Annotated in this window: 21 protein-coding genes; 14 read left to right on the top strand and 7 right to left on the bottom strand. The window is 70.1% G+C overall.

Annotated features, from left to right (window positions below):
* Positions 1–77: 77 nt before the first annotated feature.
* Both murJ and AB5L97_RS19650 read right to left on the bottom strand, forming a co-directional pair.
* Positions 78–1,970, bottom strand: a complete 1,893-nt coding sequence (murJ, locus tag AB5L97_RS19655) for a murein biosynthesis integral membrane protein MurJ (RefSeq protein WP_369047480.1) — start codon at positions 1,968–1,970, stop codon at positions 78–80.
* A 58-nt stretch (positions 1,971–2,028) separates the two neighbouring features.
* On the bottom strand, positions 2,029–2,535 hold the full coding sequence (locus tag AB5L97_RS19650; RefSeq protein WP_307958709.1) for an NUDIX hydrolase: 507 nt from the start codon (positions 2,533–2,535) through the stop codon (positions 2,029–2,031).
* A gap of 136 nt (positions 2,536–2,671) precedes the next feature.
* Here AB5L97_RS19650 and AB5L97_RS19645 point away from each other — a divergent pair, with 136 nt between their 5' ends.
* From AB5L97_RS19645 to AB5L97_RS19610, 8 genes are all read left to right on the top strand, one after another.
* Complete coding sequence (locus AB5L97_RS19645) at positions 2,672–4,144, top strand: CCA tRNA nucleotidyltransferase (RefSeq protein WP_369045976.1); 1,473 nt, start codon at positions 2,672–2,674, stop codon at positions 4,142–4,144.
* Positions 4,144–4,743: a histidine phosphatase family protein gene (locus AB5L97_RS19640; protein ID WP_307958674.1), complete on the top strand. Its 600-nt coding sequence runs from the start codon at positions 4,144–4,146 to the stop codon at positions 4,741–4,743. The genes AB5L97_RS19645 and AB5L97_RS19640 overlap by 1 nt, the downstream gene beginning before the upstream one ends.
* A 762-nt stretch (positions 4,744–5,505) precedes the next feature.
* A complete protein-coding gene (locus AB5L97_RS19635; RefSeq protein WP_369045975.1) occupies positions 5,506–5,760 on the top strand; it encodes a hypothetical protein in 255 nt (84 codons plus the stop codon).
* A 106-nt stretch (positions 5,761–5,866) separates the two neighbouring features.
* Complete coding sequence (locus AB5L97_RS19630; RefSeq protein ID WP_369045974.1) at positions 5,867–6,715, top strand: S1 family peptidase; 849 nt, start codon at positions 5,867–5,869, stop codon at positions 6,713–6,715.
* Between the two features lie 119 nt (positions 6,716–6,834).
* Positions 6,835–8,298: a glycosyltransferase family 87 protein gene (locus tag AB5L97_RS19625; protein WP_369045973.1), complete on the top strand. Its 1,464-nt coding sequence runs from the start codon at positions 6,835–6,837 to the stop codon at positions 8,296–8,298.
* Between the two features lie 37 nt (positions 8,299–8,335).
* Positions 8,336–9,727, top strand: coding sequence for a sensor histidine kinase (locus AB5L97_RS19620; RefSeq protein ID WP_369045972.1), 1,392 nt, complete (start codon positions 8,336–8,338; stop codon positions 9,725–9,727).
* Complete coding sequence (locus tag AB5L97_RS19615; RefSeq protein ID WP_369045971.1) at positions 9,724–10,353, top strand: response regulator; 630 nt, start codon at positions 9,724–9,726, stop codon at positions 10,351–10,353. The genes AB5L97_RS19620 and AB5L97_RS19615 overlap by 4 nt, the downstream gene beginning before the upstream one ends.
* A 51-nt stretch (positions 10,354–10,404) precedes the next feature.
* Positions 10,405–13,326 (top strand): ATP-dependent RNA helicase, encoded by a 2,922-nt coding sequence (locus tag AB5L97_RS19610; RefSeq protein ID WP_423246809.1) that lies wholly within the window; start codon positions 10,405–10,407, stop codon positions 13,324–13,326.
* A 7-nt stretch (positions 13,327–13,333) separates the two neighbouring features.
* On the opposite strand, the gene AB5L97_RS19605 is transcribed toward AB5L97_RS19610, so the two are convergent.
* Genes AB5L97_RS19605 through AB5L97_RS19585 form a run of 5 tightly spaced genes read right to left on the bottom strand, consistent with a single transcriptional unit; the run spans position 13,334 to position 18,364 of the window.
* Complete coding sequence (locus tag AB5L97_RS19605) at positions 13,334–13,966, bottom strand: TetR/AcrR family transcriptional regulator (protein ID WP_369045969.1); 633 nt, start codon at positions 13,964–13,966, stop codon at positions 13,334–13,336.
* 9 nt (positions 13,967–13,975) lie between these two features.
* Positions 13,976–15,187 carry an NAD(P)/FAD-dependent oxidoreductase gene (locus AB5L97_RS19600; RefSeq protein ID WP_369045968.1) on the bottom strand — a complete coding sequence of 404 codons (1,212 nt, stop codon included), beginning with the start codon at positions 15,185–15,187 and terminating at the stop codon, positions 13,976–13,978.
* Positions 15,184–15,384 (bottom strand): ferredoxin, encoded by a 201-nt coding sequence (locus tag AB5L97_RS19595; RefSeq protein WP_369045967.1) that lies wholly within the window; start codon positions 15,382–15,384, stop codon positions 15,184–15,186. Before AB5L97_RS19595 ends, AB5L97_RS19600 begins: the two co-directional genes overlap by 4 nt.
* Positions 15,381–16,553, bottom strand: a complete 1,173-nt coding sequence (locus AB5L97_RS19590) for a cytochrome P450 (RefSeq protein WP_369045966.1) — start codon at positions 16,551–16,553, stop codon at positions 15,381–15,383. Before AB5L97_RS19590 ends, AB5L97_RS19595 begins: the two co-directional genes overlap by 4 nt.
* 53 nt (positions 16,554–16,606) lie before the next feature.
* On the bottom strand, positions 16,607–18,364 hold the full coding sequence (locus AB5L97_RS19585; protein WP_369045965.1) for an MFS transporter: 1,758 nt from the start codon (positions 18,362–18,364) through the stop codon (positions 16,607–16,609).
* 243 nt (positions 18,365–18,607) lie between these two features.
* Here AB5L97_RS19585 and AB5L97_RS19580 point away from each other — a divergent pair, with 243 nt between their 5' ends.
* Genes AB5L97_RS19580 through AB5L97_RS19555 form a run of 6 tightly spaced genes read left to right on the top strand, consistent with a single transcriptional unit; the run spans position 18,608 to position 25,414 of the window.
* Entirely contained in the window at positions 18,608–19,645 is a 1,038-nt protein-coding gene (locus AB5L97_RS19580; protein ID WP_369045964.1) for a phosphotriesterase, read from the top strand.
* A 4-nt stretch (positions 19,646–19,649) separates the two neighbouring features.
* The gene (locus AB5L97_RS19575) at positions 19,650–20,603 is read left to right on the top strand and encodes a phosphotriesterase family protein (RefSeq protein ID WP_369045963.1); all 954 of its coding nucleotides are present in this window, start codon (positions 19,650–19,652) and stop codon (positions 20,601–20,603) included.
* A gap of 22 nt (positions 20,604–20,625) precedes the next feature.
* Positions 20,626–21,774, top strand: coding sequence for an FAD-dependent oxidoreductase (locus AB5L97_RS19570; RefSeq protein WP_369045962.1), 1,149 nt, complete (start codon positions 20,626–20,628; stop codon positions 21,772–21,774).
* 4 nt (positions 21,775–21,778) lie between these two features.
* Positions 21,779–22,726 carry an alpha/beta hydrolase gene (locus AB5L97_RS19565; protein ID WP_369045961.1) on the top strand — a complete coding sequence of 316 codons (948 nt, stop codon included), beginning with the start codon at positions 21,779–21,781 and terminating at the stop codon, positions 22,724–22,726.
* Complete coding sequence (locus tag AB5L97_RS19560; protein ID WP_369045960.1) at positions 22,723–23,697, top strand: MBL fold metallo-hydrolase; 975 nt, start codon at positions 22,723–22,725, stop codon at positions 23,695–23,697. The genes AB5L97_RS19565 and AB5L97_RS19560 overlap by 4 nt, the downstream gene beginning before the upstream one ends.
* Complete coding sequence (locus tag AB5L97_RS19555; RefSeq protein ID WP_369045959.1) at positions 23,690–25,414, top strand: CocE/NonD family hydrolase; 1,725 nt, start codon at positions 23,690–23,692, stop codon at positions 25,412–25,414. The genes AB5L97_RS19560 and AB5L97_RS19555 overlap by 8 nt, the downstream gene beginning before the upstream one ends.
* The last annotated feature ends 22 nt before the right edge of the window (positions 25,415–25,436 follow it).

The following is a 25,436-nucleotide window of genomic DNA, read 5'->3' as shown; positions in this document are numbered from 1 at the left end:
GCACGACCGGTGGCCGCACCTTGTGCTGCTAGTGATCCTAGCGGAAGGGCGTCTCGGGCCTTCGGGAGCGCTCGGGCTCAGTCCTCGGGAAAATTCGGGTTCTCTCCCGGCGGCCCTTGGAACGAGCGCCGTCCAGGGAGCCGCTCGGGTGTCGGACTGGTGGGACGCGCGCGGTACATCACCGGATCGAACTGCCCGGAAATGCGCGGGATGATGCCCGTGTCGTTCGAGATCGTGGTGATCGCGGCGGTGATGGGAGGCTCGCTGGGCTCGCCGCGTGAGCCGGCGGCAGCACCGGCGTCGTGCGTCGACCGCGCGGGCGACGGCGCGGCGTCACCAAGGCCGAGACGCCCACCGACCCGGCCGAGGATCGGACGGAGGAGATCGCGTACCTCGGTGACGTGGAAGACCCGCAGGAGAACGAAGTACGCGATGAGCATCGGCACGGCAATGATCACGATGGCGGCCAGCGCGGCGAAGTTCGAGCTCCAGATGAACCCGCTGGGGTTGTAGCCGCCGAGGAGCCCGACCGCGACCGCTCCCACGATTGCGGATCCCGTCGCGGCGTAGCCCATGCGGATGTACGAGCGCGCCACGTGCGCGCCATCGAGGTGGCCGAGCTGGCGGCGAAGGTAGTGGCTGCTCAGGACCACCGAGAGGACGTTCCCCACTGTGTACAGGCCGGCGATGGCGAAGATGATGTAGCGCGCGGGCAGGTACTGGATGACGAAGGCGCCGACTACGTTGAGGATCGCGAGCCACAGCTGGATCTTGAACGGGGTGCGCGCGTCCTCCTTCGCGTAGAAGACGCGCGCCATCATGAAGTTGGCGCTCATGAACGGCGTGCTCAGCGCGAGGATGCTCAACGTCTGGGCGAGCATGACGCCGTCGGATGCGCGGCCGCCCGAGAAGAACATGCCCAGCGGCGCGGCGAGTGCGAACAGCGCCAACGCTGCGAACACCGTCGCCACCGCCATAGTGCGGAGTCCGTGCGAGAGCGCTTCGCGGACGCCAGCGCGGTCGCCCGCCTGGGACGCCTCCGTCATGCGGTTGAAGAGGACCGTCGCGAGCGAGAGCGCAATGATTGAGTGGGGCAGGAGATAGAGCTGGGACGCGATCTCGAGGACGGTGTTGCCCGGGACCTGCTGCCACAGCGGATTGCCGGCCTCCTGCAGCCGCTCGCGCTCGGCGCCGGGCTGGGAGGCGACCTTCATGACATAGAGGAACGTCAGCTGGCCCACCGCGGTGGTTGCGAGGGTCCACGCGCCGAGGCGCGCTGCGGCCCCGAGGCCCACGCCCCGCCACCCGAACCGCGGGGAGAGCCCGAGCCTCAGCCGCAGCACGGGGAGCATCAGGAGCGCTGTCTGGATGACGACGCCGAGCGTGGACATCCCGGCGATCATGAACGTGTGGCCGCCGGTCCAGTTGTCCAGGCTGTGGGGATTGGTCCGGTTCGCTCCGAAGATCCACACGAACATGCCCAACCCCGCGATCGCGACGACGTTGTTCACGATCGGGGCCCACATCGCCGGCCCGAAGGCCCCATGCGCATTGAGCACCTGGGTCAAGAGCGCGTAGAGGCCGTAGAAGAAGATCTGCGGGAGGCACCAGAAGGCGAAGACCGTCGCGATGGCGAGCTGAGGGGGACTGTAGCCGGACGTCGTGAGCTGCATGACCCAGGGCGCGGCGAGCGTCACGGCGGCCGTGAGGACCAGCATGACGAGGACGCCGAGTGTCAGGAGGCGGCTGATGTAGTCCGCGCCGCCGTCCCGCGCCTTGCTCGCCTTGATGATCTGCGGCACGAGCACGGAGTTGAACACGCCGCCGGCAACGAGCAGGAAGATGAGGTTTGGCAGGTTGTTCGCGTTGACGAACGTATCGGCGACGGTCGAGCCGAGGCCGAGCGCGAGGATGAGCAGCCACGAGCGGATGAAGCCCAGCGCCCGCGAGACCAGGGTGCCGACGGCCATGATCGCGCTCGAGCGGGCCTCAGAGGCAGGTGCGGATCTGGTCGCTGCCACGGCTACCTCACGAGAGGAGGTGCTCGGGCAGCACCTCGCGGGCCAGATCCGCGATGCGGCGCTCGTTCGGGAAGGACAGGCGCCGCGCGAGCTCCGAGATCGGGACCCACGCGACGTCCACCGCCTCGTGGTCCGGATCGTTCTCGATGGTCAGGTTCCCGCCCACGGCTCGCAGGAGGTAGTGGTGCACCGTCTTGTGGACGCGGTGGCCCGTGACCGTGAACCAGTAGTCGATGCTGCCGAGCGGGGCGAGGATGTTACCCATGATGCCCGTCTCCTCGCCGATTTCGCGGATCGCGGCGAGCTCGTTCGACTCGCGGCCCTCGGGGTGGCCCTTGGGCAGGCACCACTCGAGGCGGCCGCCGCGGTTGATGCGGGCGATGATCGCGACGGGCAGGTTCGGATCGGTAGTGTCGACGACGACGCCGCCCGCCGAGACCTCTTCTACGGTCGGCAGCGACGACGGGTAGGCCTGGCCGGCCGGGGCGATGTGCGGCCCGACAGCCGACGGCAGGGGCGCACTCTTCCTCCTCTGAGGATCGCTCGGCAACGGGATGACCATGCAGTCCACTCTAACGAAAGAGCCCAACCCCGGACTGCATCGGGGCGTGGAAGGCGCCCGCGCCGGGATCTGCCAAGCTTAAAGGACTATGGCAACAGATGAGACGGCAGTGCAGGACCCCCAGTTCGCAGTGGACCCCGTGGTCCTAGAGGTGGGGCAGCGATTCGTGGACGCGGGATTCGAGCTCTCCCTCGTGGGCGGACCCGTGCGGGACATCTTCCTCGGGCGCACCTCGCCGGATCTGGACTTCACCACGTCCGCCGGGCCCGACCAGACGCTGGCCGTCATCAAAGGCTGGGCGGATGCGCACTGGGACATCGGCCGGGAGTACGGCACGATCGGCCTGCGCAAGGGCCGGCACCAGATTGAGATCACGACGTACCGCGCCGACGCCTATGACCCCGAGTCGCGCAAGCCTGCCGTCGCGTTCGGCAAGGACCTCGTGGCGGACCTCGAGCGCCGCGACTTCAGCATGAATGCGATGGCCCTCCGGCTGCCGTCCCTTGAGCTCGTCGATCCGTTCGGCGGGCTGACGGACCTCCACGCGGGGATCCTCCGCACGCCCGGAACCCCCGAACTGTCCTTTTCCGACGATCCGTTGCGGATGATGCGGGCGGCGAGGTTCGCGTCTCAGCTGGGCGTCGGCGTCGCGCCCGAAGTCAGGGCGGCCATGACGGACATGGCGGAGCGGATCGAGATCATCTCCGCCGAGCGCGTCCGTGACGAACTCGTGAAGCTCATCAAGGGAGCGGCTCCGCGCGCCGGAATCGACCTGCTCGTGGAGACCGGCCTCGCGGACCGCGTGCTCCCCGAGGTCCCGGCGCTGCGCCTCGAGGCCGATGAGCACCACCGGCACAAGGACGTCTACCAGCACTCGCTCCAGGTCCTCGAGCAGGCAGCCAGCCTCGAGACCGGTCCGGAGGGCCCGGTGCCGGGACCGGACTTCGTACTGCGGTTCGCCGCGCTCATGCACGACGTCGGCAAGCCGGCAACGCGTCGATTCGAACCTGGCGGCGGGGTCAGTTTCCGCCACCACGACGCCGTCGGGGCGAAGCTCGTGAAGAAGCGCATGAAGGCGCTCCGCTTCGACAACGACACCATCAAGGCGGTCGCCCGCCTCGTCGAGCTCCACATGCGCTTCTACGGGTACGGCGATGCGGGGTGGACGGACTCGGCAGTGCGGCGCTACGTGACGGACGCGGGTCCGCTCCTGGAACGGCTGCACCGGCTCACGCGCTCGGACGTCACGACGCGGAACCAGCGCAAGGCCGACCGGCTCTCGTTCGCCTACGACGACCTTGAGCACCGCATCGCCGAGCTCGCCTCGCAGGAGGAGCTCGCGGCCATCCGCCCGGACCTCGACGGCGAGCAGATCATGGCGATTCTGGGAGTTCGCCCGGGCCCCGTGGTGGGCCGCGCGTACAAGTTCCTCCTCAACGAGCGGATGGACAATGGGCCCGTGTCCGAGGACGAGGCGCGGGAACGGCTGCTTGAATGGTGGGCAGCGCAGCCTGAATCTGCCGTGTGCACCGATCGGACCGACGAGAGCGAGAACGCGTGATGGACGGCATGGGGCTTCCCGGCATGGAGGACTTCGGGCTCACGAGGCTGTGGCTCCTGCGCCACGGTGAGACGGAGTGGTCCAGGAGCGGCCAGTACACGGGGCTCACGGATCTTCCGCTCACTGCGGAGGGCGAGGAGCAGGCGCGCTCGGCCCGGAAGACGTTCGACGGCGTGGAGTTCGGTCTCGTGCTCACCTCGCCCCTGCAGCGTGCCCGGCGCACCGCGGAGCTTGCGGGCTTCCCCGACGCGCAGCCCGAGCCGAACGCGGTCGAGTGGGACTACGGCGACTACGAGGGGGTGCGCTCTGCCGACATCCGTAAGGAAAACCCGGACTACCTCATCTGGAATGACGGGGTGCCCCACGGCGAGACGCTCGAACACGTCGGGGAGCGGGCAGACCGGATCGTTGCGCGGGTGCGGACTGCGGGAGTCGAGCACGCCCTCGTCGTGGCGCACGGGCACTTCTGCCGGATCCTCGCCGCACGCTGGCTCGGCCTGCCAGCGGCCTCGGGCCGGCACTTCATCCTCGGGACAGCCGAGGCCTGCCGGCTCGGGTGGGACAAGAAGACGCCCGCGATCGAGGCCTGGGGACTGTAGGGCTGGTCCTCCCGGGGCTAATCTGAGCTCAATCGGCGCACAGCAGCGAGTTCCCGCGGCCGTCCGCCAAGAATCTCCAGAGAATTTCTCTGCATTCTCTTGCGGTTTATCCAGAGAGTGGTCTACCTTTTGTTATGAGCTGACGGCCTGTGATTGCCGAGTTGATTACGGGCCCGATTACCGATCCGATTATCGAGTCGATCACCGATCAGCCGGCTCAAGCACCAAGACCGAACGACAGCGAAGGAGGCTGGACCGATGACGATGACCGGAGTCCTCAAGCAGGGTTGGACCGATATCTTTGAGTGCGGTCGACGCGGCCTCGTTCCGGTCTTTGGCGCCACGGGCGCCTGACCCTCACGGCAGCGAATCTCCTGCGACGCCACATCACCTGCGCGGCCTGACCGCCGACTCTTGTGGCCTGTTCGCCTCGCGCCTAGGGTACGGGCCTCGCACGCAGAGCGTTGTGAAGCCCGCCTGCTGAGCCGCCCTCCTCTTCCCCGCCTACTGAGGCAGCGCCCACCAAGGCAGTGCCTTGATGCTGCTCCTCGTGCTGGCGGCACGTCCCATGGATTTCTGGTATTTCCTGGGTCATTTTGCCCCGATCAATTCGCTCGGGCTATTTCAGCGTGCCTTTGAGTTGATCGGATGTGCGAATTCCGCGCCGCTCATTCCCTGATGGCGCTTGTCCTCTGATCGGCTCGTCGATCGGTCCACTCCCCGGCCGCGCCATCCTGCGCTGTCCTCCGCACGGAGATCACCATGTCCTCGCGTCAGACCCTGCATTTGCCCAACACCCAGCCACAGCCGGCCGCCAACACTCAGGCGGCCAACACGCCGTCGTCCGCCGGATCCGGCACCGCACGTCCGAGACCCTCCGAGGAGGTGACCACCATGGGCCGCCGCATCCGTCGCGTCCTGTCCGCGATCGGCTCAGCCCGCATCGACAGCGTGCGCATCGACGCGCACCGGGACACCGTGGAGCGCGAGCTCGGACTGTCCCGGCCGATCCTCTGAAGCTGTCAGTCTCTGTTCAGAGAATGCGCAGCCTCTTCCCAGACAAGGACAATTCGTGAAGAATCTCCTTCACGTGCACTGCACCCGTGCACCGGAAGGAGAATCGATGCGCACGAAACTGGCCGCCATCCTCGCGGCTCTCACGACAGTCTGCAGTCTGGCCTTCATCGCGGCCCCCGCCCAGGCGAGCACCGGCGGCACCGCCGATGGTGACGCCCACCCGGGGGTCGCGATGATTGCGTTCTACTCACCCGACGGGCGTTTCCGCTGCTCGGCGGCGCTCGTTTCGCCCACCGTGCTCCTCACCGCCGCCCACTGCACCTCGGACACGGTGGGCAAGGTCCTCGTGGACTTCAGGCCTGTGGTCGCCGAGGCGCCGCCGTCCGGGCTCCCCACGGCCGCGCACCCGAGTGCGGGCTACACGGCGACTGATCTCGCGGGCAGGATCACCGGCACCGCGCAGGCCCATCCGGACTACTCCGGCTTCACCGACCTGCGGAACTGGAACGATCTCGGCGTCGTCGTGCTCGACAGCCCGGTGACTGACAGGCCCACCTACCCGATCGCCGCGGCGGGGACGCTCGATGCGATCCGTCCCGGTGACCTGGCCCAGACGGTCGTGACGGCTGTGGGCTACGGGACGGAGGTGCGCAAGCCGGACTCCGGACCGCAGAAGCCGGCACCCATGAGCTACCCCCTCATCCGCCGCTCCGTGGACATGCGGTTCCAGAAGCTCGACACCCAGGTCTTCCAGACCCACGCCAACGTCAATACCCCACAGGACACCGGCGGGACCTGCTTCGGAGACTCCGGGGGGCCGGTCTTCCTCGACGGGGTGATCGTCGGCGTGACGAGTTTCGGACGCACCGCGAACTGCCGGGGTACCGATGGCTACCAGCGCGTGGACATCCCGAGCTCCCAGACCTGGCTCGCGGGGTTCGGCGTCACTCCCTGACCTCCGGCCTCCCGATGCCGCGGGTCATCCGGCGGGCCGTCCTCCTGTGGGGCGGCCTGCCGGACCGTGGACGTCGAAAGCTGGAGGGGGCCCGCGACGTCGGGCGGTAGGCTCGACGCATGCAGCCGAGCCCCGACGAGAAGCCCGATGCACGGCAGGCGGTCATCTCGCCGACCCGCAATGACCCCCTCCTGCACACGCTTTCCGAGGCTATCGGAGGGCCCCTCGGCGACCACGCGGCCCCCGGCATAGTCCGCAGTGGATTCTGGACGCCCGAGCGCGTGCTCGTGATCCTCACCGCCCTGGCTGCCGTGCTCGGCGTCGTGATCAAGGGCTACTGCCGCGTCAACGGCTGGACGACGCCACAGCATTTCTATGCGGCCTGCTACTCGGACCTGCCCGTCCTGTTCAAGGAGCGGGGCTTCGCCGACGGCATCCTGCCGCTCCTGGGCCAGGGCGCGCCCTTCGAGTACCCAGTGCTCACGAGCCTCATCGCGGGCCTCACTGCGCTGGTCGTGCCCGGGACCGGGACCACCGAGGCGCGCGCCACGGGATACTTCGACGTCAACGCCGTGCTCCTCGCGGTCATGTGGATCGTGGCGGTGGTCGCGACCGCGCGCTCCAACCGGCGGCGCCCGTGGGACGCGGCCATGCTCGCCATTGCCCCCGGCGCCATCCTGGCAGGGTTCATCAACTGGGACCTGTGGTCGGTGGCGCTGCTCGCGGTGGGCATGTACCTGTTCGCCCGGAACCAGCCCGTGTGGGCGGGCGTGCTCATCGGCCTCGGCGCGGCCACGAAGCTGTACCCGGTGCTCGTGCTCGGGGCCATCGTGCTGCTCGCAGTGCGCACCGGACGGTACAGGCCGCTGTGGCTCACGGCCGCGGCCGCAGGGGTGACGTGGCTCGCCGCGAACCTCCCGGCGATGCTCCTCGACCCGCGTGGCTGGGTGTACTTCTTCGACTTCGCCCGCGACCGCACCGCCGGATTCTCGTCCATCTACTTCGCGTGGAACCTCGTCGTGGAACGCATCCGCTACGGCGCACCGCTCGAGACGCCTGCCGTCAACGTCATCGCGACCGTGTCCTTCAGCCTCGCGTGCCTCGCGATCGCGTTCGTGGCCCTGCACGCGCCGCGGCGGCCGCGGTTGGCCCAGCTGACGTTCCTCATCGTCGCCGCGTTCATCCTCACCAACAAGGTCTACTCGCCGCAGTATGTCCTCTGGCTCATCCCGCTCCTGGCCCTCGCGCGGCCGCGCTGGCGGGACTTCCTCCTCTGGATGCTCGCCGAGGCGCTGCACTGGTGGGCGGTGTGGATGTACCTGGGGGCCACGACGAGCGGGGGTCCGTCGACGAACAACATCGATTCGCCCTACTACGTGGGCGCGATCCTCCTGCACATGATCGCGGTCGGCTACCTGTGTGCGCGCGTGCTCATGGACATCTACGAGCCCTCCGGTGACCCGATCCGCCTCTCCCGGCAGGACGATCCGCAGGGCGGCGCGTTCGACGGCGCGCCGGATGCGCTCACGTGGGCCGATCTCCGCCGGAAGGTCAGTGCCGGACTGCGGGCGGGCCGTGCCTGACGCCACCGCAGGCAGCGCGGTGCCAGAGTCCGGGGACATGGCCGCGAACGCTGTGGACGCCACGACGACGAGCACCGAGCAGGTCCTGCGCTGGTTGCGCGTCGCCCTTCACGTAGGCTTCGCGGCCCTCCTCCTGGTGGGGACGGTCCGATCCGTGCTTCCCTCCCCGTCGCTGGCGGGCACGACGACGGACGGTGCCATGCGCGCGCCAGCACCTCTCGGCGTCGTGCTTCCCGCCGCGGCGCTCCTCGCGGCCGTCTACCTCGCGGGGACCGTGGCCGAGAAGCGGCACGCCCAGGGGGCGACCTTCGATCCCGCGCGGTACGTGCTGCCGTGGCTCGGGGTGGTCTGCGGGCTGTGGCTCGTGCTCGTGGCGTCCAGCGCCGAATTCGCCTGGGTTGCGTTCGCGCTCTTCTTCCTGCAGCTGCATCTGCTTGCGCGGTGGTGGGGCGTCATCGCGGTGGTCGTCACCGCCGAGCTCGTGGTCCTGGCCCTCTGGCGGCACGGCGGAGGCGGCCCCATCGCCCCCGCGACACTGCTCGGGCCGCTGTTCGGCGCTGCGTTCGCCGTCGTGACCTCGTTCGCGTACCGCGCGCTCTATACGGAGGCCGAGGCGCAGCGCGCCGCCGCCGACGAGCTGCGCCGCACCCGGGCGGCACTCGCCGAGAGCCAGCACCGCGCAGGTGTCCTGGCCGAGCGGGAGCGGCTCGCGCGAGAGATCCACGACACGCTCGCGCAGGGCTTCTCCTCGATCGTGCTCATGGGCCGGTCTGTGGCCAAGGCCCTCGACGAGGGCGATGCACCCGCCGCGCGCGAGCGGCTCGGGATCGTGCAGGCCACCGCCGCCGACTCCCTCGCGGAGGCGCGGGCGTTTGTCCGGGGGCTCTCCTCGCCGGCGCTCGCGCCTGCGGCCGGGGAGCGGGGCGACGCCGGCCCCGGGGTTTCGACTCCGCTCAACCCCCGGGGCCGGCTCCCGGACGCGCTGCGCGGGCTCTGCGTCCGCACTGCCGCCGAGTCGTCCGCCCGCGGCAACGGGCTCGAGTGCCGCTTCGACCTCGACGGAGAGCCTCGCCCGCTCACCACCGCAGCGGAGGAGGTGCTCCTGCGGGCTGCCCAGGCGAGCCTCGCGAACGTGTGGGCGCACGCGGCGGCGCGCACCGCCGTCGTGAGCCTGGCCTACCTCGACGGCGAGGTGATGCTCGACGTGTTCGACGACGGCGCCGGGTTCGACCCGGCCGCGCTGCCCGAGGCGCCGCGCCCCGACGGGACCGGGTACGGGCTGCGTGGGCTGCGCGAGCGCGTCGAGGGGATCGGCGGAACCCTCGCGATCGAATCGGCTCCGGGCGAGGGAACGGTCGTGGCGGTGCGGCTTCCGGCGCCTGGCGGAGGAGTCTTCGGAGCGGCGGGCACAGGACAAGGGGACGCATGATCCGGGTGCTGCTGGTCGACGACCACCCCGTGGTGCGCGCGGGGCTGCGCGCGATGCTCTCGGATTTCGAGGAGGTCGAGGTCGGTGCCGAGGCGTCCGACGGCGCGGCCGCCCTCGCCGAGCTCGAGAAGGCCCGCACGCTCGGCGAGCCGATCGACTTGGTGCTCATGGATCTCCAGATGGCCGGCATGGACGGCGTCACGGCCACCGGAATGATGCGTGCGCTCGACGCCGCGCCGCCGGTCCTCATCCTCACGACCTACGACACCGACGCGGACATCCGCGCCGCCCTTGCGGCCGGGGCCGCCGGATACATGCTCAAGGACGCACCACCCGAGGACATCCGCAGGGCAGTCCTCGCGGCCGCCGCCGGGTCCCGAGTGCTCGCGCCCGGGGTCGAGGCGCGAATTGAGCGGACCCGGGCCGAGGACGCCCTCTCGGACCGCGAGCTCGAGCTCCTCGAGCGGCTCGCCGGCGGCGCGAGCAACCGGCAGCTCGCCAGGACGCTCTTCATCTCCGAGGCGACCGTCAAGACGCACCTCGTGCACATCTACGCGAAGCTCGGCGTGGACAACCGGACCGCTGCGATCGCCGAGGCGCGGCGGCGCCGGATCATCCGGAAGTAGGCGGGGTTTCCGTCCGAGGGTGCGCTCCAGCCCGGTTCGGCTCATAGCCGGATGAGCCCCGTGGCCGGGTCCAGGGCGGGAAGTCGGGCTGAGGCGCGTAGCGACCGTTGCGGATCCCGGCACAATGGACCGGTGACCTCCGCGCGTCAGCCCTTCGACCTCGACCGGATCGGCCGCGGCCTGACGTTCGCCGGCTCGCTCCCCGCGCTCGAAGGCGTGCTGGCGGCGGGGCCCGGGCCGGCCGCCGTCGTGCAGGCCCCTCCCGGCACGGGCAAGACGACCCTCGTCCCGCCGCTCGTGGCGAATCTCGCCTTCGCTAGGTGGGCAGACGACCGCGCGGCCGCGCCGCGTGTCGTCGCCGCGCCGCGTGTCGTCGTCACGCAGCCCCGGCGGGTCGCCGTGCGGGCGGCCGCCCGCCGACTGGCCGCGCTCGATGGCACGGCCGTGGGCGGCCGCGTTGGGTACACGGTCCGCGGCGAGCGGAAGGCCGGTCCCGGGACGGTCGTCGAGTTCGTGACCCCGGGCATCCTCCTGCGCCGCCTCCTCGCGGATCCCGGGCTCGAGGGCACCGCCGCCGTGGTCCTCGACGAGGTCCACGAGCGCGGCCTCGAGACCGACCTCCTCGTCGGGATGCTCGCCGAGGTGCGGCAGCTGCGCGCGGATCTCACGGTCGTCGCGATGTCCGCTACCGTCGACGCCCCGCGGTTCGCGGCCCTCCTCGCGGACGAGCCCGGCACGCACGACGGCGGCGGCCCGGCTCCCGTGGTCGACTCGCCGTCGGCGCTGTACCCGCTCGAGGTGGGGTGGGCGCCGTCGTCCGCTCCAAGGCTCGATGAGCGTGGGGTGACGCGCGCGTTCCTCGACCATGTCGCGGACGTGGCATTTGCCGAGCACGCCGCGGCGCTCTCCGCGGGGCGCGATATCGACGCACTCGTGTTCGTGCCCGGCGCGCGCGAGGTCAATGTGGTGGCTCAGCGACTGCAGGGGCTGGTCCGCGGAGCCGGGGTCGAGGTCCTCGAGCTGCACGGCCAGGCGCCGGCCGCCGAACAGGACCGGGCCGTGTCGGGCCGTGCGCCCGGGGATCTGCCCCGAATCGTCGTCTCGACGGCTCTCGCGGAATCCTCCCTGACGGTCCCGGGCGTGCGCCTCGTGGTCGACTCGGGGCTCTCTCGGGAGCCTCGGCGCGATGCGTCGCGCGGGATGTCGGGCCTGGTGACGGTCTCGTGTTCGCGGGCCTCGGCCGAGCAGCGCGCCGGACGCGCGGCACGCCAAGGACCTGGACGCGTGGTGCGGTGCTACGACGAACGCGCGTATGCCGCCGCTCCCGCCCATTCGACGCCCGAGATCGCCTCCGCGGACCTGACCGAGGCCGCGCTGGTGCTTGCATGCTGGGGCGCGCCGGGCGGGGAGGGGCTCGCGCTGCCGGATCCGCCGCCGCGGGCAGCGCTGGCGGACGCCCTCGCCGTGCTCTCCGCCATCGGTGCGATCGATCATCTGGGCCATGCGACCGAACTGGGCAGGACCCTTGCGCGCATTCCTGCCGACCCCCGGCTTGGGCGGGCGCTGCTCGACGGCGCCGCGCTCGTCAGCCCAAGGCTGGCCGCCGAGGCCGTGGCGATGGTGGCCCGAGATCTCCGGCCTCCCGGTGCCGACCTGGGCCGGCTGCTCGGGTCGCTGCGGTCAGGCCCGGACCCGCAGGCGAGGGCCTGGGCGCAGGAGGTGGGGCGCTTCGAGCGCCTCGCCCGGGAGATCTCTAGCCAGGTAGCCCGGCGCGGGACGAGGCCTCGCGCGGGTGACCCCGCATCCGCGGGTGGTGACCCCGCATCGGTGGGAGGCGACTCCTCATCCGCGAAAGGTGACTCCTCATCCGCGAAAGGTGACTCCGCATCGGTGGGAGGTGACTCCGCATCGGTGGGAGGTGACCCCGCATCGGGGGTGGGGACGGTGATCGCGCTGGCGTTCCCCAGCTTCGTGGCTCGCCGCGTCGCGGGCTCCGGTGGGGGCCGCGAGCAGTACCTTCTGGCCTCTGGCACGCGGGCCGGCCTGCCGGCGGGCAGCTCGCTCGCGGGTCACGAATGGCTCGCCGTTGCCGACGCCGCGCGGGCGGCGGGCCGGGACGCCGCGGGGACCGGCGCCGTCGTGCGTGCGGCCGCTCCGATCAGCCAGCAAGCGGCCGAGCGCGCCGCGGCGCACCTGCTCACCGACAGGGTCGAGGCCCGATTCGAGAACGGCAGGGTCGCGGCGAGGCGGGAACGGCGGCTCGGCGCGATTGTCCTCGTGTCGACCCCGGTGAGGCCGACGCGCGAGGAAGGGCACGGCGCCGTCGTGCGTGCGCTCGCGGCGGAGGGGCTCGGGATGATCGGCTGGTCCGACGCCGCGGACGCGCTGCGCCGTCGGCTCGCCCTCGTGCGCCGCGAGCTGGGCGACCCGTGGCCGGACGTGACGGAGACCGGTCTGCTGTCCCGGCTCGAGGACTGGCTCGCCCCCGAGCTCGACGCGCTGGCTGGCGGCGCGTCAGTTCGATCCGTGAACCTCTCCCAACCCCTGCGGCGGCTCCTGCCCTGGCCCGAGGCGGCGCGTTTCGACGAACTCGCGCCCGAGCGGCTCGAGGTGCCCAGCGGATCCCGGGTCCGGATCGAGTACCCGGCAGTTCCCGACGGTTCGGGCTCGACGGTGGCCGACGACGTACCCGCAGCTTCAAGCCCTCGGCCGGTGGTCGCCGTGAAGCTCCAGGAGTGCTTCGGCTGGGCCGAGACGCCCCGGCTCGTGGACGGGCGGGTGCCCGTTGTCTTCCAGCTGCTCTCCCCGGCTGGTCGCCCGCTGGCCATCACAGGCGACCTCGCGTCGTTCTGGTCGGGGCCGTACGCCCAGGTGCGCGCCGAGATGCGCGGGCGCTACCCCAAGCACCCGTGGCCCGAGGACCCGTGGAGCGCGGTGGCGACAGCGAGGACGAAGCGGCGGATGGAGGGCTGACCTAGGCCTACGGGCCCTCGATCGGCCGGGGTTCGTCGCAGAGCAGGTGGTACCAGCTGTCGGCGAGCACCTCGATCGCATGTTCGCGGTTCGGCTCGTACTTGCGCCGGGTCCACAGCGTCGCGACGTAGTCGAGCTGTGTGAAGGCCAGCGTCCCGCGGATGTGGCGGGTCTCCTCCTGGAAGCGGCCCGCCAGATCCATCCCCCGGACGATGTCCGAGATGACCTCCTCGTGCCAGGACTCGACCATGTCCCGCACCTCGGCATCGACGGCGGCGGCCTCGTCGAGGACGTCGAGGTACGGACGGAACACCGGCCACAGCGCGGCGCGGGACTCGAGCCACGCGAGGACCCCCTCGAGCGCGCCCTCGTGGACCACGTCCACGAGCTCTGCCGCCGTCGAGGCGCTGTTGGGTCCGTAGGCGCGGTCGAGCATCTCGTTGACACGCGCCATGAAGTCCTTCATGAGGTCCGTGCGGGACGGGTAATAGGCGTAGAACGTGACCCGCGTGGTGCCCGCCGCGGCGGCGATCTCGTCGATCGTCGTCGCGGAGTACCCCTTCTCGACGAACAGCTCGAGGGCCCGCTGCACGATCCTGTCGCGAGTCAGCTGCTTCTGGGCTTCCCGCAATGAAGGCATGGATTGATCCTAATGCTGGAGTGCGGTGAGCGATGGGCGCGCGAGCGCCTCCGGGCCGGAACCGGCCAGGCGCCGCAGCTTCGGGATGGCGATCCGGTAGTTGATCGCCGCGGCCGTCCCGGACCCGTCCCCGTGCTGCCATCGCAGCAGCTTCGATTCGGCAGCGGCGCCCTCTTCGAGGTAGTCCGGGACGCCGACCATCGGCGTGAAGCCGACCGCCTTGAGAGAAAGGCCGAAGGCTTCGGTCCAGAAGTATGGCTCGAAGTCGAACTCGGGTGCCGAGTCGCCCTCGAGCAGGCCCGCCGCCGCGGACTTGGCCTGATCGATCGCGCTCGTCCACAGCGGCACGCGGCCCATGCCCCGCCGGGTCGGGAAGTGCGCCACGTCCCCGGCCGCCACGATGTCGGGGCGGACGCGGCCCCGCGAGTCGACGCGCAGCGAGCCGTCCCCGGCAAGGATCCCGGAGCCCGCGAGCCAGCCCGTGTTCGGCTCATCTCCCACCGCCGCGACGATCAGGTCCGCCTCCAGCACCGTTCCGTCGGCGAGGGCCACCCGCGCGTCCGCGCCGGATCCGGCCAGACGGGCCGTGCCGCCCTGGACGAACCGGAGCCCGCGCCGCGCGGCTGCAGAGGTGAAGACCTCGGACAGGTAGCCTCCGAGCTGGCGCGCGAGAGGCTGGCCGTCCGTGACGAGCGTGACCTCGCAGCCGGCGTGAAGGCAGCCGGAGGCGACCTCCATGCCGAGGGGCCCGCCGCCGACGACGACGACGACGGAGGGCCGGGACTCGACGCGCTGCTTGAGCAGGATCGCATCCTCGATCGTGCGGAGGGTGACGTCCTGCGCTCCGGCCCCGTCAGGGGACCGGCCGGCCTCGGGAGCGAGGCGCCGCGCCCGCGAGCCCGACGCGATGACCAGGCCGTCGTACGGAACCTCGCCGCCGTCGTCGAGCTTGACGACGCGCGCCTCGACGTCCAGACCGGCGGCACCGACGCCGAGCAGCACCGATGCCTCGTGCGTCGGCTCGGGCAGCTGGTGCGCGTTCAGGTCATCATCGCCGTGCAGGAGCGCCTTCGACAGAGCCGGGCGGCTGTACGGGTGGTGCGTTTCGGCGCCGACGACCGTTAGCTCGCCGTCGAACCCGCCGGAGCGTAGCGAGTCGCAGGCGGTGAGCCCGGCGATGCCGTTGCCGACGACGACGATGCGCCGGAGAGGTGCCGTCATGCCGAGACCAGGCGGAGGGCGGCGACTGGACATACGCGGACGGCCGCCTTGGCGGCCTCGAGATCCGCGCCGTCGACCTCCTCCACATCGATCACCAGATCGCCGTCGTCGTCGAGGTGCATGAGCCGGGGTGCGGCCTCCTCGCAGAGGCCGTGGCCCTCGCAGCGGGGGCGGTCGAGTTCGATCCGGCCGCTCATGCTGCGACCACCTCGAGGACGCGGAGGGACTCAATGCTGCGGGTCATGTTGCTCGGGACCCGGACCGGCTCCGAGATCGTGATCGACTGGACCTGGCGGGCCAGCGCGCTGACGATCGCGTGTCCTTCGAGCCGTGCGAGGCCCTGGCCGGCGCACCCGTGCGGGCCGTAGCCGAACGAGAGGTGGTCGGTCGGGTTGCGTCGGACATCGAAGGTGTCCGGGTTCTCGTAGTGGCGCGGGTCGCGGTTGCCCGCGCCGATGAGGAGTCCGATCTGGGCGCCCTTCGGGACGGTGTAGCCGTCGATCTCGACCTCGCGGGTCGTGGTGCGGCCCCAGATGTGGATCGGCACCCAGTAGCGCAGCACCTCGGCGAAGGCCGCAGGCACGAGGTCCGGGTTCTCGCAGACGATCTCGAGCTGCTCGGGGTGGCGACCGAAGAGGGCCACGATGTTCCCGATAGAGGCGATAGTCGTATCCACGCCGGCGCCGAGGTACTGGTGGATGATGTGGCCGGCCGTGCCCTCGGGGATGTCGCCGCGGGCCTCGGCGTCGAAGATGCCCCGGCCGATCGAGCCCGGAGTGAGGTCCTCGGCCTTGACGGAGGAGCACCAGCCGTAGAGCTCGCCCGCGATGGGGAAGCTCTCCTGCGTGCGCTGGTTCATCGGGCCGAGCACCTGCATGGCGGCCTGGCCCCAACGCAGCATGTTGTCCTTGACGTGCCCGCTGAAGCCGATGAGGTCGGCGACGATCTCGAGCGGGAAGGCCCGTGCGAGCGAGTCGATGGCTTCGAAGCTGCCCGCGGCGACGAGTTCGGCGACGAGCTTCTCTGCCTTCTCGTCGATGACGACCTTGAGCCCACGAAGTGCGCGCGGTGTGAGGTTCTCCGACAGCGTGGCCCGCAGCTGCGTGTGCATCGGCGGGTCGGATGCGAGCGAGGTCCCCTGCAGCGCCTCGTTGACCATCGGGTTGAAGCCGAGCGTGGTCGACGAGAACGTCGCCGGATCACCGAGGGCGTCGCGGATGACGTCATAGCGGGTGAGGACGTAGAGGTCGTTCTTGGGGAGGTGGACCACGCCGGCCTGCTCGCGCAGTTCGGCGTAGGCGGGGTAGGGGTCGACGACGATCTCGTCGGACCAGATGTCGATGTCTGATTCGAGTGGAGTGCTCATTGGTGGTGCTCTCTGTGGGAAGTTGGAATTGGTCTGGGGGCGTCGAGGGCCGGTCAGTCCCTGCAGGTCACGGCGGCCGCATCGGCCGCAGCCTCGGCGTTGGCCTCGGTGGTCTCTGCGATCGCATCAGCGGAGGGTGCCGTCGAGCGCCCGGAGATGAAGAGGGTCAGGAGGGCGGAGATCGTCGCCGCGACGGCGGCCACGAGGTACACCATCTGGAAGCCCTGGCCCAGCGATGTGCCGGCTACACCTTGGATCTGGTGCTGGACTGCGCCGAGGGCGCCGACCATGCCGCTGACTGCCTGCTGGGGCGCGCCCCCGGCAAGCGCTTGACCTGAGAACTGCGCGATGACGCCATCCCAGCCCGAGAGGAATCCGAGCGGCGGTATCTGGGACAGCCCGGCGACGGCGTCCGCGGGCAGCCCGGCCCCGTTGAGGATGCCGGCGAGGGGGCCCGCGAAGACCGACGCGCCGATGCTGAACGCGATGGCGGAGCCGATCACCGGACCGAGGGCGAACCCGAGGTCGCGCAGGAGGTTCGTCGTGGCCGAGGCCATGCCGATGTCCTTCGGCTGGACGGTGTTGATCGCGACGGCGGTGATGGAACCGATCGTGAGTGCGAAGCCGATGCCGAGGAACAGGAGGGGAAGGATGAAGGCCGTCCACGGGGTGCCGCCGAACTGCTCCGGGACGCCGAGGGAGAACGTGGAGAGCCAGTAGCCGGACAAGGCCATGAAGGCGAAGCCGGCGGTGAGCGCCCAGCGCGGCGCAACGTGGTGGATGAGCCACCCCACCACGGGGATCAGGAGGAAGGCGGGACCCTGGATGAAGACGAACAGCACGCCCACCTTCCAGGTGTCTGCCAGCGCGAGCCCGCCGACGGCGACGCTGGTGCTGAAGGCGATCGCGAGGAACGCGAACATGCCGGTGACAGCGACGATTCCGGTGATCGAGTAGGCGCTGTTCTTGAACAGCGAGAGGTGGATGAGCGGCTGGCGGGTCCGCGACTCGATGACCACGAAGAGGACGAGCAGGATGCCGCCCACGACGTAGCTCGCGATGACCTCGGGCGAGCCGAAGCCCGCATCGACAGCCTGGACCGTCGCGAAGAGGACGGCGATGAGGCCGAGCGCGAGGGTGGACTGCCCCGGGAGGTCGAGCTTCCGTCCCTGGGGGGCGGCGGAGTCAGTGGCGCGGACCGCAACGACGAGGACGACGACGGCGAGTGCGGCCGCGACGTAGTAGGCGACGCGCCAGCCGTGAAACACGGCCGTAGCGCCTCCCGGAGCTCCGGCCGCGCTGGGAACCGTGAAGATCTGCGCGGTGAGGCCCGCGAGGACGGGGGAGATGACTGCGCCGAGCGAGAGGAAGCCCGCCCACGTGGCGATGGCCCGCGCTCGCGCCCGGTGATCCGGTGTGATGGCGGCGATCATCGACAGCGAGATGGGGAAGAGGATGCCGGCGCCGATGCCGCCGATCGCCTGGGCGAAGATCATCATCCCGGTGGTCGGCGCGAGCGCGGCGAGGACAGAGCCGACGGCGGTGGCCACGGCCCCCGCGTAGATGAGCTTCTTCCGTCCGAACAGGTCGCCGAGGAGCCCCCAGCTGAGCTCGAAGACGACGATGCCCATCATGAACATGCCCGCGATCCAAGTCAGGCCCGCACCCGACGTATGGAAGTCGTTGGCGAACGTGCCGTTGAGGGCGCCGGGCAGGGCGTTGGTGATCTGGGCGAGGGTGACTGCGCTGTAGGCGGCCACGAACGTGGCACGTGCCGAGCCTCCGCCCGGCGTCGTGCTGACCTGACTCATCGATGAAACTCCTTCGTTTCCAAGTGAGGAAGAGGGGTGTGCTGCATCACAGTTTGCCTGTATCTTTACATAGTGTCAAGAGTCACAACGTGATGCATGATTCGCGGACGTGACGATAGAAACGCGATGGAAAGTTTCTTGACATCATGTAAAGAGAGTGTGATGCTAGGCACAGTACGCCGGGCTCTCGCCGGGTGTTTCCCCTTCGCCAAGCCCCCGTCCCCAAGCTCCAAAGGAGAGGCCTTGAGTCACCCCACAGCCATCGCCCTCGGCGATATCCACACGGACGAGCCGCGCTCCGGCACGTCCGTCAATACTGTTCTGGGCCCGATCCCCGCCGACGAGCTGGGGGTGGTCGCGGTCCACGAGGCGCTGCTCTCGGTGGTCCCGGGCGCCGAGTACGCGTTCGACGTCACGATGGACCGCGCCGAGATCTTCGAGGCCCTGGCGGCCAAGCTCGCGGACTTCCGCGAGCACGGCGGAACGGCCATCGTTGACAGCACGGGCATGTTCCACGGCCGCGACGTCCTGCTCCTCGAAGCGCTCTCGCGCAGCACCGGCGTGCACATCGTCGCCTCGACGGGCATGGGCCCGGAGGAGATGCTCGGGGGCTACTTCCTCACGCCGCAGACCAATCCGCCCACGCCGTGGCCGGCCGAGAAGTTCGCTGTCCTCTTCACCAAGGAGGTCACGGAGGGCATGGTGGTGCCGCGCGTCGAGCGGCGCGGCGCCGCTGGGCTGGTGGCCACCGCTGCCACCCGCGCGGGCATGACGCCCACGGACGAGAGCCTGTTCCGCGGCGCGGCCCGGACCGCCCTCGCCACGGGGGTCCCGCTCTCGATCCGCTACGGCAAGGATGCCGTCGCCGAGCTCGAGGTCGTCCTGGACGAGGAGCTCCCGGCCGCCCGCGTCGTCGTCGGCGGTCTCGACCGCAAGGATGCGGTCGCTGCGGGCGCGCCGCTGGAGGTCGCCCGTCGGGGCGCCTTCGTCGCGTTCGACCATGTGGGCCTGGACGACGACGCCGACCACCTCACCGACGCCGAGCGGGTTGCCGCGGTGCTCGAGCTCGTCAGGGAGGGGCACGCGGACCGGATCCTGCTCTCGTCCAACGCGATCGGCGTCGCGAAGGGCCAGCCGGATTCGGACGTGCCGTTCAGCTACCTCCTCTCAGCCTTCATGCCCCTCCTGGCGGCGCAGGGCCTGGCCGACGAGGACGCCCAGCGCATCCTCGTGGACAACCCGCGCAACCTCCTGGCCCTCTCGATCGCAAAGGCTGCGTGACCCCATGTCCAAGGTGAACACGGTCCTGGGAACCATCCCCGCGGAAGAACTCGGCCTCGTGGCCATCCACGAGCACATCGGCTACGGCATGCCGGGCTCCGAGCTGGACACGACGTGGTGGAAAACCCCCGAGCAGCGGTACGAGGAGACGGTGCCGAAGCTGCGCGCCTTCCATGAGAACGGCGGCGGGACGTTCGTGGACGCGACCGGCATCTGCAACGGCCGCGACGTGGACTACTACAAGTCCCTCTCCGCCAAGACCGGCGTGCACATCGTCGCGTGCACCGGGTTCGTGGGCGGCGACACGGCGCTGCCGCACTTCGCGAACGCGCCCGTCGAGTACCTCGCGGCCCAGTTCATCCACGAGATCACCGTGGGCATCGGCGCCACGGGGGCCAAAGCCGGCGTCATCAAGGTCGGCGTGAGCCGCGGCGGGCGCATGACCGAACTGGACAAGCGCATCTACCGCGCCGCCGCCCGCGCCGCCGTGCAGACCGGCGTACCGATCCTGACCCACCTCGCGATCGACGCCGAACCCGCCATCGCGATCTTCCGCGAGGAGGGCCTGCCGCTGGACCGCGTGCTCTTCGGCCACGTGGACGACGGCGTCAATGCGGAGAAGACCCAGGACACCTGGATCGTCGAGCAGGGCGGCCGCCTCGGCTTCGACACGTTCGGCTACGAGACCGAGCTGCCCGACCCGCCCTTCTGGGCCCGGCCGCGCAACAAGCGGCTCGAGCACTTCCTGCGCTTCGTCCAGGGCGGCCACGCCGACCAGGTCCTCGCCTCTGCCGACGCGAACTGCAGCCCGCTGGGCTGGCCCGGCGTCAAGGGCCACACCGTGAACTACATCTTCGAGCAGCTCATCCCCGACCTGCGCAAGGCCGGCGTCGACGAGGAGACCATCACCAAGATCTTCGTCGAGAGCCCCGCCGACTTCCTGAGCATCAAGAACTGACTTCCCAGAAAGAGACCCAGCCATGAACTCTTCAATGCTGAAGAACCTGAACATCGCCATCATCGGGGCCGGCTACGCCGGAGCCGCCTCGGCCAAGGCCCTGAGCCTGCTGGGCGCGAACGTCACCGTCTACGAGCAGGCCGGCCAGACCCGCGAGGTCGGCGCCGGCATCGGCCTCCGCCCCAACTCCATGGAGCGCTTCCGCGAGTGGGGGATCCGTGACGCGATCGCCGCCGTCTCCTCCCCGAGCGACTACTTCGAGATCCTGACCGCCACCGGCGAGCCGATCATGAAGGACTCCTGGCCCGAGATCGAGAAGTACGGCCCCACGCACCTCATCCACCGCGGCGACTTCATCGAGGCCCTCATCGGCGTGCTCCCCGAAGGCATGGTCAAGCTGGGCCACAAGCTCGAGAAGATCGAGGCCGCCGAAGGCAATGACAGGGACAAGTCCGTCCTGACCTTCACCAACGGCGCCGTCGTCGAGGCCGACCTCGTGGTCGGCGCCGACGGCATCAAGTCCGTGGTGCGCGAGCAGCTCTTCAGCGACAAGGGCCCGGTCTTCTCCGGCGAGCACGCCTACCGCGCCGTCATCGACTCCGACGCCACGCACGGCCTGACCATCGATGACAACCTGCGCATGTACATCGGCCACGGCACGAAGGTCTACTTCCTGCCGCTGCGCCACCGCAATCAGGTCTCCTTCGACATCACGGTCCTGAACCCGGAGAGCACGTGGGCGCCGTCCATCACGAAGGAGGACCTCCTCAAGACCGTCGAGGGCTTCGACCAGCGCATCGTGGACATCACCCGCGAGCTCGACATGGACACTGTGAATGTCCGCGCGGTCTACGACATCGACCCCGTCGACGTCTGGCACTCCGACTCCGTGGTCCTCGTCGGCGACGCCGCCCACTCGATGCTCCACCACCAGGGGCAGGGCGCCAACTCCGCGATCCTCGACGCTGGTGCCCTCGCCGACGCCCTCGCCGAGGCCGACACGGTCAAGGAGGCGCTCGCGCAGTACCAGGCCACCCGCAAGCCGGTCACCGACGAGCTGCAGCGCATCTCGCGCCAGGGCTGGAGCGAAGACGAGGTCAACTCCGTCTTCCCCGGCCAGAAGCCCGAGTCCCAGCAGCAGTCGGCACCGGCCGAGACCGTCGAGGCCTGAGCCCATGGCGCTGCATCCGGAGATCGCCCGTATCGTCGCCAGTCTCCCCGCCCCGCCGCCGGGCCCGATCGACCCTGCCGTGCTCCGTGCCGACGAGGAGTCGCACGTCCCCGCCCCCGACGACCGCCTCCCGCTGCACGCGGTCGACGACGCCGTCGCCGCCACGCCGTCGGGCGACGTCCCGGTCCGGATCTACACGCCCGCCGAGGCCGACTCGTATGGGGTCATCGTGTACTTTCACGGCGGCGCGTTCTTCCTCGGAAGCCTCGACACCCACGACCACGTGGCCCGTGCGCTGGCCAAGGAGACCGGCGTCAAGGTCATATCAGTCGGGTACCGCAGGGCCCCGGAGGCCGCCTTCCCCGCAGGCCTGACCGACTGCTACGGCGTGGTCCGCTGGGTCGCCGAGCACGGCGAGGACCTCACGTGGGACAGGACCACGCTCGCCGTGGCCGGCGACAGCTCCGGCGGCACGTTCGCCGCCGCCGTCGCTGCCATGGCGCACGACGACGGGTTCGACCGGATCACCCACCAGATCCTCTACTACCCGTCTCTGGACCTCGACTTCGACGAGGCCCGCTATGCCTCGCTGCGGGAGAATGCGACGGGCTACGGTCTCGAGACCGCGGGCCTGAAGCCGTTCAACGCGTTCTACCTCGACAGCGGCGCCGATCCCGCCGACCCGCTCGTTTCCCCGATCAAACGCGAGGACCTTACCGGCCTTCCGGCGGCCCTCATCCTCACCGCGGAGTTCGACCCGCTGCGGGACGAGGGCGAGCTCTACGGCCGGCGCCTCGCGGAGGTGGGCGTCGACGCGACCGTCACGCGGTATAGCGGCGCGAATCACGGCTTCGTGGCGAACTTCGGCTGGATCCCGGAGTACGCCGCGGCCTTCGCCCAGACCCGGGACTTCCTCGCCGGCGCCTTGGCTGAGAAGGCGAGCGGACGATGAACGGCACCGCCACCGTCCACCCGCTCGTCTCGCCGTGGGGCCGATTCGGCCTCTACAGCTACTTCATCGATGCGCCCGAGCCGGCGATCGTCGACACGGGCATCGCCTCCTCCCCCCGGGAGGGCATGATCCCCGCACTCGAGCAGCTCGGCCGCAGCATCGACGAGATCAAGTGGATCTTCCTCACCCACGGGCACATCGACCACCTCGGTGGCGCGAAGGCCCTCTGGGAGCTCACCGGAGGCCGCGCCAAGGTCGTGATCCACGAGGCCGACGCGCACATGCTCCGCTCGCGTGACGGGCACGTCGAGGAGTACGCCGCGGGTCGCCAGAAGTACCTCAAGAACCCTGACGGCGTGCAGCAGCAGGCCCAGACCGCGGCGTCGGCTATCTCCGGCGAGATGGAGCCGACCGTCCTCGTGCACGGCGGCGAGACCATCTCCCTCGGCGGGGACGTGACCCTCTCGGTGCACCCCGTGCCCGGCCACACCCCCGGCTCGGTGGCCTACCGCCTCGCCACGCAGAATCTCAGCGGGCAGAACGCCGTTTTCGTGGGCGACGCCGTCCAGATCCACGGAGCGGCCAACCGGTTCCCCGGCTACACCGACCCGGACGCCTACCGCTCGAGCCTTGAGCACCTCCGGGACGAGGTGCGCCCCGAGCGCCTGTACCTCGGGCACCCCTACCGCGGCGCGGACGGCGAGCCGTTCGGCGTCGAACTCGACGCCGCGCAGGCCCACCGCGCGCTCGAGGAGAGCCTCGCGCTCGAGGCGCGCATCCGCGGCGTCGTCGAACGCTATGTGCACGACGGCGTGGTCCCGACCGAGTCGGTCTACTCGCCGTTCGAGCGGGTCGCCCGGGAGCTCGGGTACGACGGCGACCCGACCCTCGAGCCGTCCCCGTTCTTCACGACCCTCGACGGCTACCTGACCCGTGCCCTTCAGAACCAGGAGCATTCCATCCATGGCTGAGTACGAGAACATCGACGCGGGAGGCCACAGCATCACCGTCCGCAAGCACCTCCGCGCCCCGATGCGGGACGGCGTTGAGCTCGCGCTCGACGTGTACCACGGCACCGATGATGCGCCGCGGCCGGCGCTCGTGGCGCTGAGCCCGTACGGCAAGGAGCTGCAGGCCCTCGCCCTGACCATGCCGCCGCAGCGGCGGCCGAGCCCCATGTGGGACGGCTGCATCGAGGCCGGGGACATCGCCCGGGTGGTCGGCGAGGGGTACGCCCACGTGATCGGGGACCTGCGCGGCTCCGGCGATTCGGGCGGGGAGCACATCGGCAACTACAACGCCGGCGGCGTATCTCTGGGCCAGGACGCCTACGACTTCATCGAGTGGGTCGCCGAGCAGCCGTGGTGCGACGGCAACGTGGGCATGATCGGCATCTCCTACTTCGGGTCCATGCAGATCCTCGCCGCGGCCGAGCGGCCCCCGCACCTCAAGGCGATCTTCGTCTCCGGCGGCCACTACGACTTCTACGAGACCACGTACCACGGCGGCGTCATGTGGTTCATGCCGCGTGCCGCGCGCGAAGGCCGCGGCGGCGACTCCGGGTGGGCGTTCACGGACCGGGTGAAGTCCCGCATGCTCGAGCAGCATTCGCCGGAGGAGATCAAGAAGCTCGTCGCGGAGCGGCTCGCGGATCCGGACGCGGCCGCGTGGCCGAACCTGGTCCACACGCTGAACTACCCGAAGAACCACGAAGCGTGGTTCGACATCGTCATGAACGAGCTCGACGGCGAGTGGTACGAGGAGCGCAACCCGGTCAACCTCGCCAAGAACATCGACATCCCGGTCTACCTCCAGCTCGACCAGGGCCGAGGCTGGACGCTGGACGGCACGATCGAGCTGTTCAACACCCTCAAGGGCCCCAAGAAGCTGGACATCGGCCCGTACCCGCCCATGCAGTCGCGCCCCTTCATCGAGGAGCACGAGAAGATGTTCCGCTGGTACGACTACTGGATCAAGGGCATCGACAACGGCATCATGGACGAGCCCGCGGTCTCGGTGTTCGTCGAGGGCTCCCGTGAGCACGTCACCGGCACCGCGTTCCCGCCCAAGGACATCGAGTACCGCCCGCTGTACCTCCGCCCGCGCCGCAAGCTCTCGGCCGAGCCCGAGCCCATGGGCACCGCCCACGCCGCACCGGACGGGTTCTACCAGGCCCCGCTCACCGTCACGGACAAGGTCGAGGTCCTCTCCTGGACCACAGAGGTGTTCGACGAGCGCACCGAGATGATGGGCACCGGCGCCGCGCACCTGTTCGCCGAGATCGACCAAGACGACACGAACTTCATCCTGCGCCTATGGGACACGGCCCCGAACGGCAAGCGGCAGCTCATCACCACGGGCTACCTCAAGGCCTCGCACCGCGAGCTCGACGAGCGCACCACCGAGGGCAGCCCGTACCACCCGCACACGCGCACCGTGCCCGTGGAGCCGGGGAAGATCGAGGAGTACGTGGTGCGGCTGTACCCGTTCGCGAACACGTTCCTGCCCGGGCATCGGCTCACCGTGGAGCTCTCCAACGATGAGCCCCTCGTGGACGAGCACAACTCGCTCCTGCCCCCGGACGCGTTCCACCTCCCCGTGGGCCGGCCCGTCACCCACAAGGTGTACCGCGACGCGACGCACCCGTCCCGGCTCGTGCTGCCGTTCACCACGCGCACGGCGGAGTAGGGCCGGGTCTCGGCGCAAGGCG

The organism is Sinomonas sp. P10A9 (assembly GCF_041022165.1).
GTDB lineage: Bacteria > Actinomycetota > Actinomycetes > Actinomycetales > Micrococcaceae > Sinomonas > Sinomonas puerhi.
Note: the sequence above shows the minus strand (reverse complement) of the source record. Positions and strands in the feature narration are given on the sequence as shown.

Excerpts from the sequence above, each read along its gene's own strand:
- AB5L97_RS19610 (WP_423246809.1), top strand. The coding sequence starts at position 10,405 with ATGAGCCCCGTGGCCGGGTCCAGGGCGGGAAGTCGGGCTGAGGCGCGT.
- AB5L97_RS19600 (WP_369045968.1), bottom strand. The coding sequence starts at position 15,187 with ATGACGGCACCTCTCCGGCGCATCGTCGTCGTCGGCAACGGCATCGCC.
- AB5L97_RS19625 (WP_369045973.1), top strand. The coding sequence starts at position 6,835 with ATGCAGCCGAGCCCCGACGAGAAGCCCGATGCACGGCAGGCGGTCATC.
- AB5L97_RS19560 (WP_369045960.1), top strand. The coding sequence starts at position 22,723 with ATGAACGGCACCGCCACCGTCCACCCGCTCGTCTCGCCGTGGGGCCGA.
- AB5L97_RS19645 (WP_369045976.1), top strand. The coding sequence starts at position 2,672 with ATGGCAACAGATGAGACGGCAGTGCAGGACCCCCAGTTCGCAGTGGAC.
- AB5L97_RS19575 (WP_369045963.1), top strand. The coding sequence starts at position 19,650 with ATGTCCAAGGTGAACACGGTCCTGGGAACCATCCCCGCGGAAGAACTC.
- murJ (WP_369047480.1), bottom strand. The coding sequence starts at position 1,970 with ATGGCCGTCGGCACCCTGGTCTCGCGGGCGCTGGGCTTCATCCGCTCG.
- AB5L97_RS19615 (WP_369045971.1), top strand. The coding sequence starts at position 9,724 with ATGATCCGGGTGCTGCTGGTCGACGACCACCCCGTGGTGCGCGCGGGG.
- AB5L97_RS19640 (WP_307958674.1), top strand. The coding sequence starts at position 4,144 with ATGGACGGCATGGGGCTTCCCGGCATGGAGGACTTCGGGCTCACGAGG.
- AB5L97_RS19555 (WP_369045959.1), top strand. The coding sequence starts at position 23,690 with ATGGCTGAGTACGAGAACATCGACGCGGGAGGCCACAGCATCACCGTC.
- AB5L97_RS19595 (WP_369045967.1), bottom strand. The coding sequence starts at position 15,384 with ATGAGCGGCCGGATCGAACTCGACCGCCCCCGCTGCGAGGGCCACGGC.
- AB5L97_RS19590 (WP_369045966.1), bottom strand. The coding sequence starts at position 16,553 with ATGAGCACTCCACTCGAATCAGACATCGACATCTGGTCCGACGAGATC.
- AB5L97_RS19620 (WP_369045972.1), top strand. The coding sequence starts at position 8,336 with ATGGCCGCGAACGCTGTGGACGCCACGACGACGAGCACCGAGCAGGTC.
- AB5L97_RS19585 (WP_369045965.1), bottom strand. The coding sequence starts at position 18,364 with ATGAGTCAGGTCAGCACGACGCCGGGCGGAGGCTCGGCACGTGCCACG.
- AB5L97_RS19630 (WP_369045974.1), top strand. The coding sequence starts at position 5,867 with ATGCGCACGAAACTGGCCGCCATCCTCGCGGCTCTCACGACAGTCTGC.
- AB5L97_RS19605 (WP_369045969.1), bottom strand. The coding sequence starts at position 13,966 with ATGCCTTCATTGCGGGAAGCCCAGAAGCAGCTGACTCGCGACAGGATC.
- AB5L97_RS19565 (WP_369045961.1), top strand. The coding sequence starts at position 21,779 with ATGGCGCTGCATCCGGAGATCGCCCGTATCGTCGCCAGTCTCCCCGCC.
- AB5L97_RS19570 (WP_369045962.1), top strand. The coding sequence starts at position 20,626 with ATGAACTCTTCAATGCTGAAGAACCTGAACATCGCCATCATCGGGGCC.
- AB5L97_RS19635 (WP_369045975.1), top strand. The coding sequence starts at position 5,506 with ATGTCCTCGCGTCAGACCCTGCATTTGCCCAACACCCAGCCACAGCCG.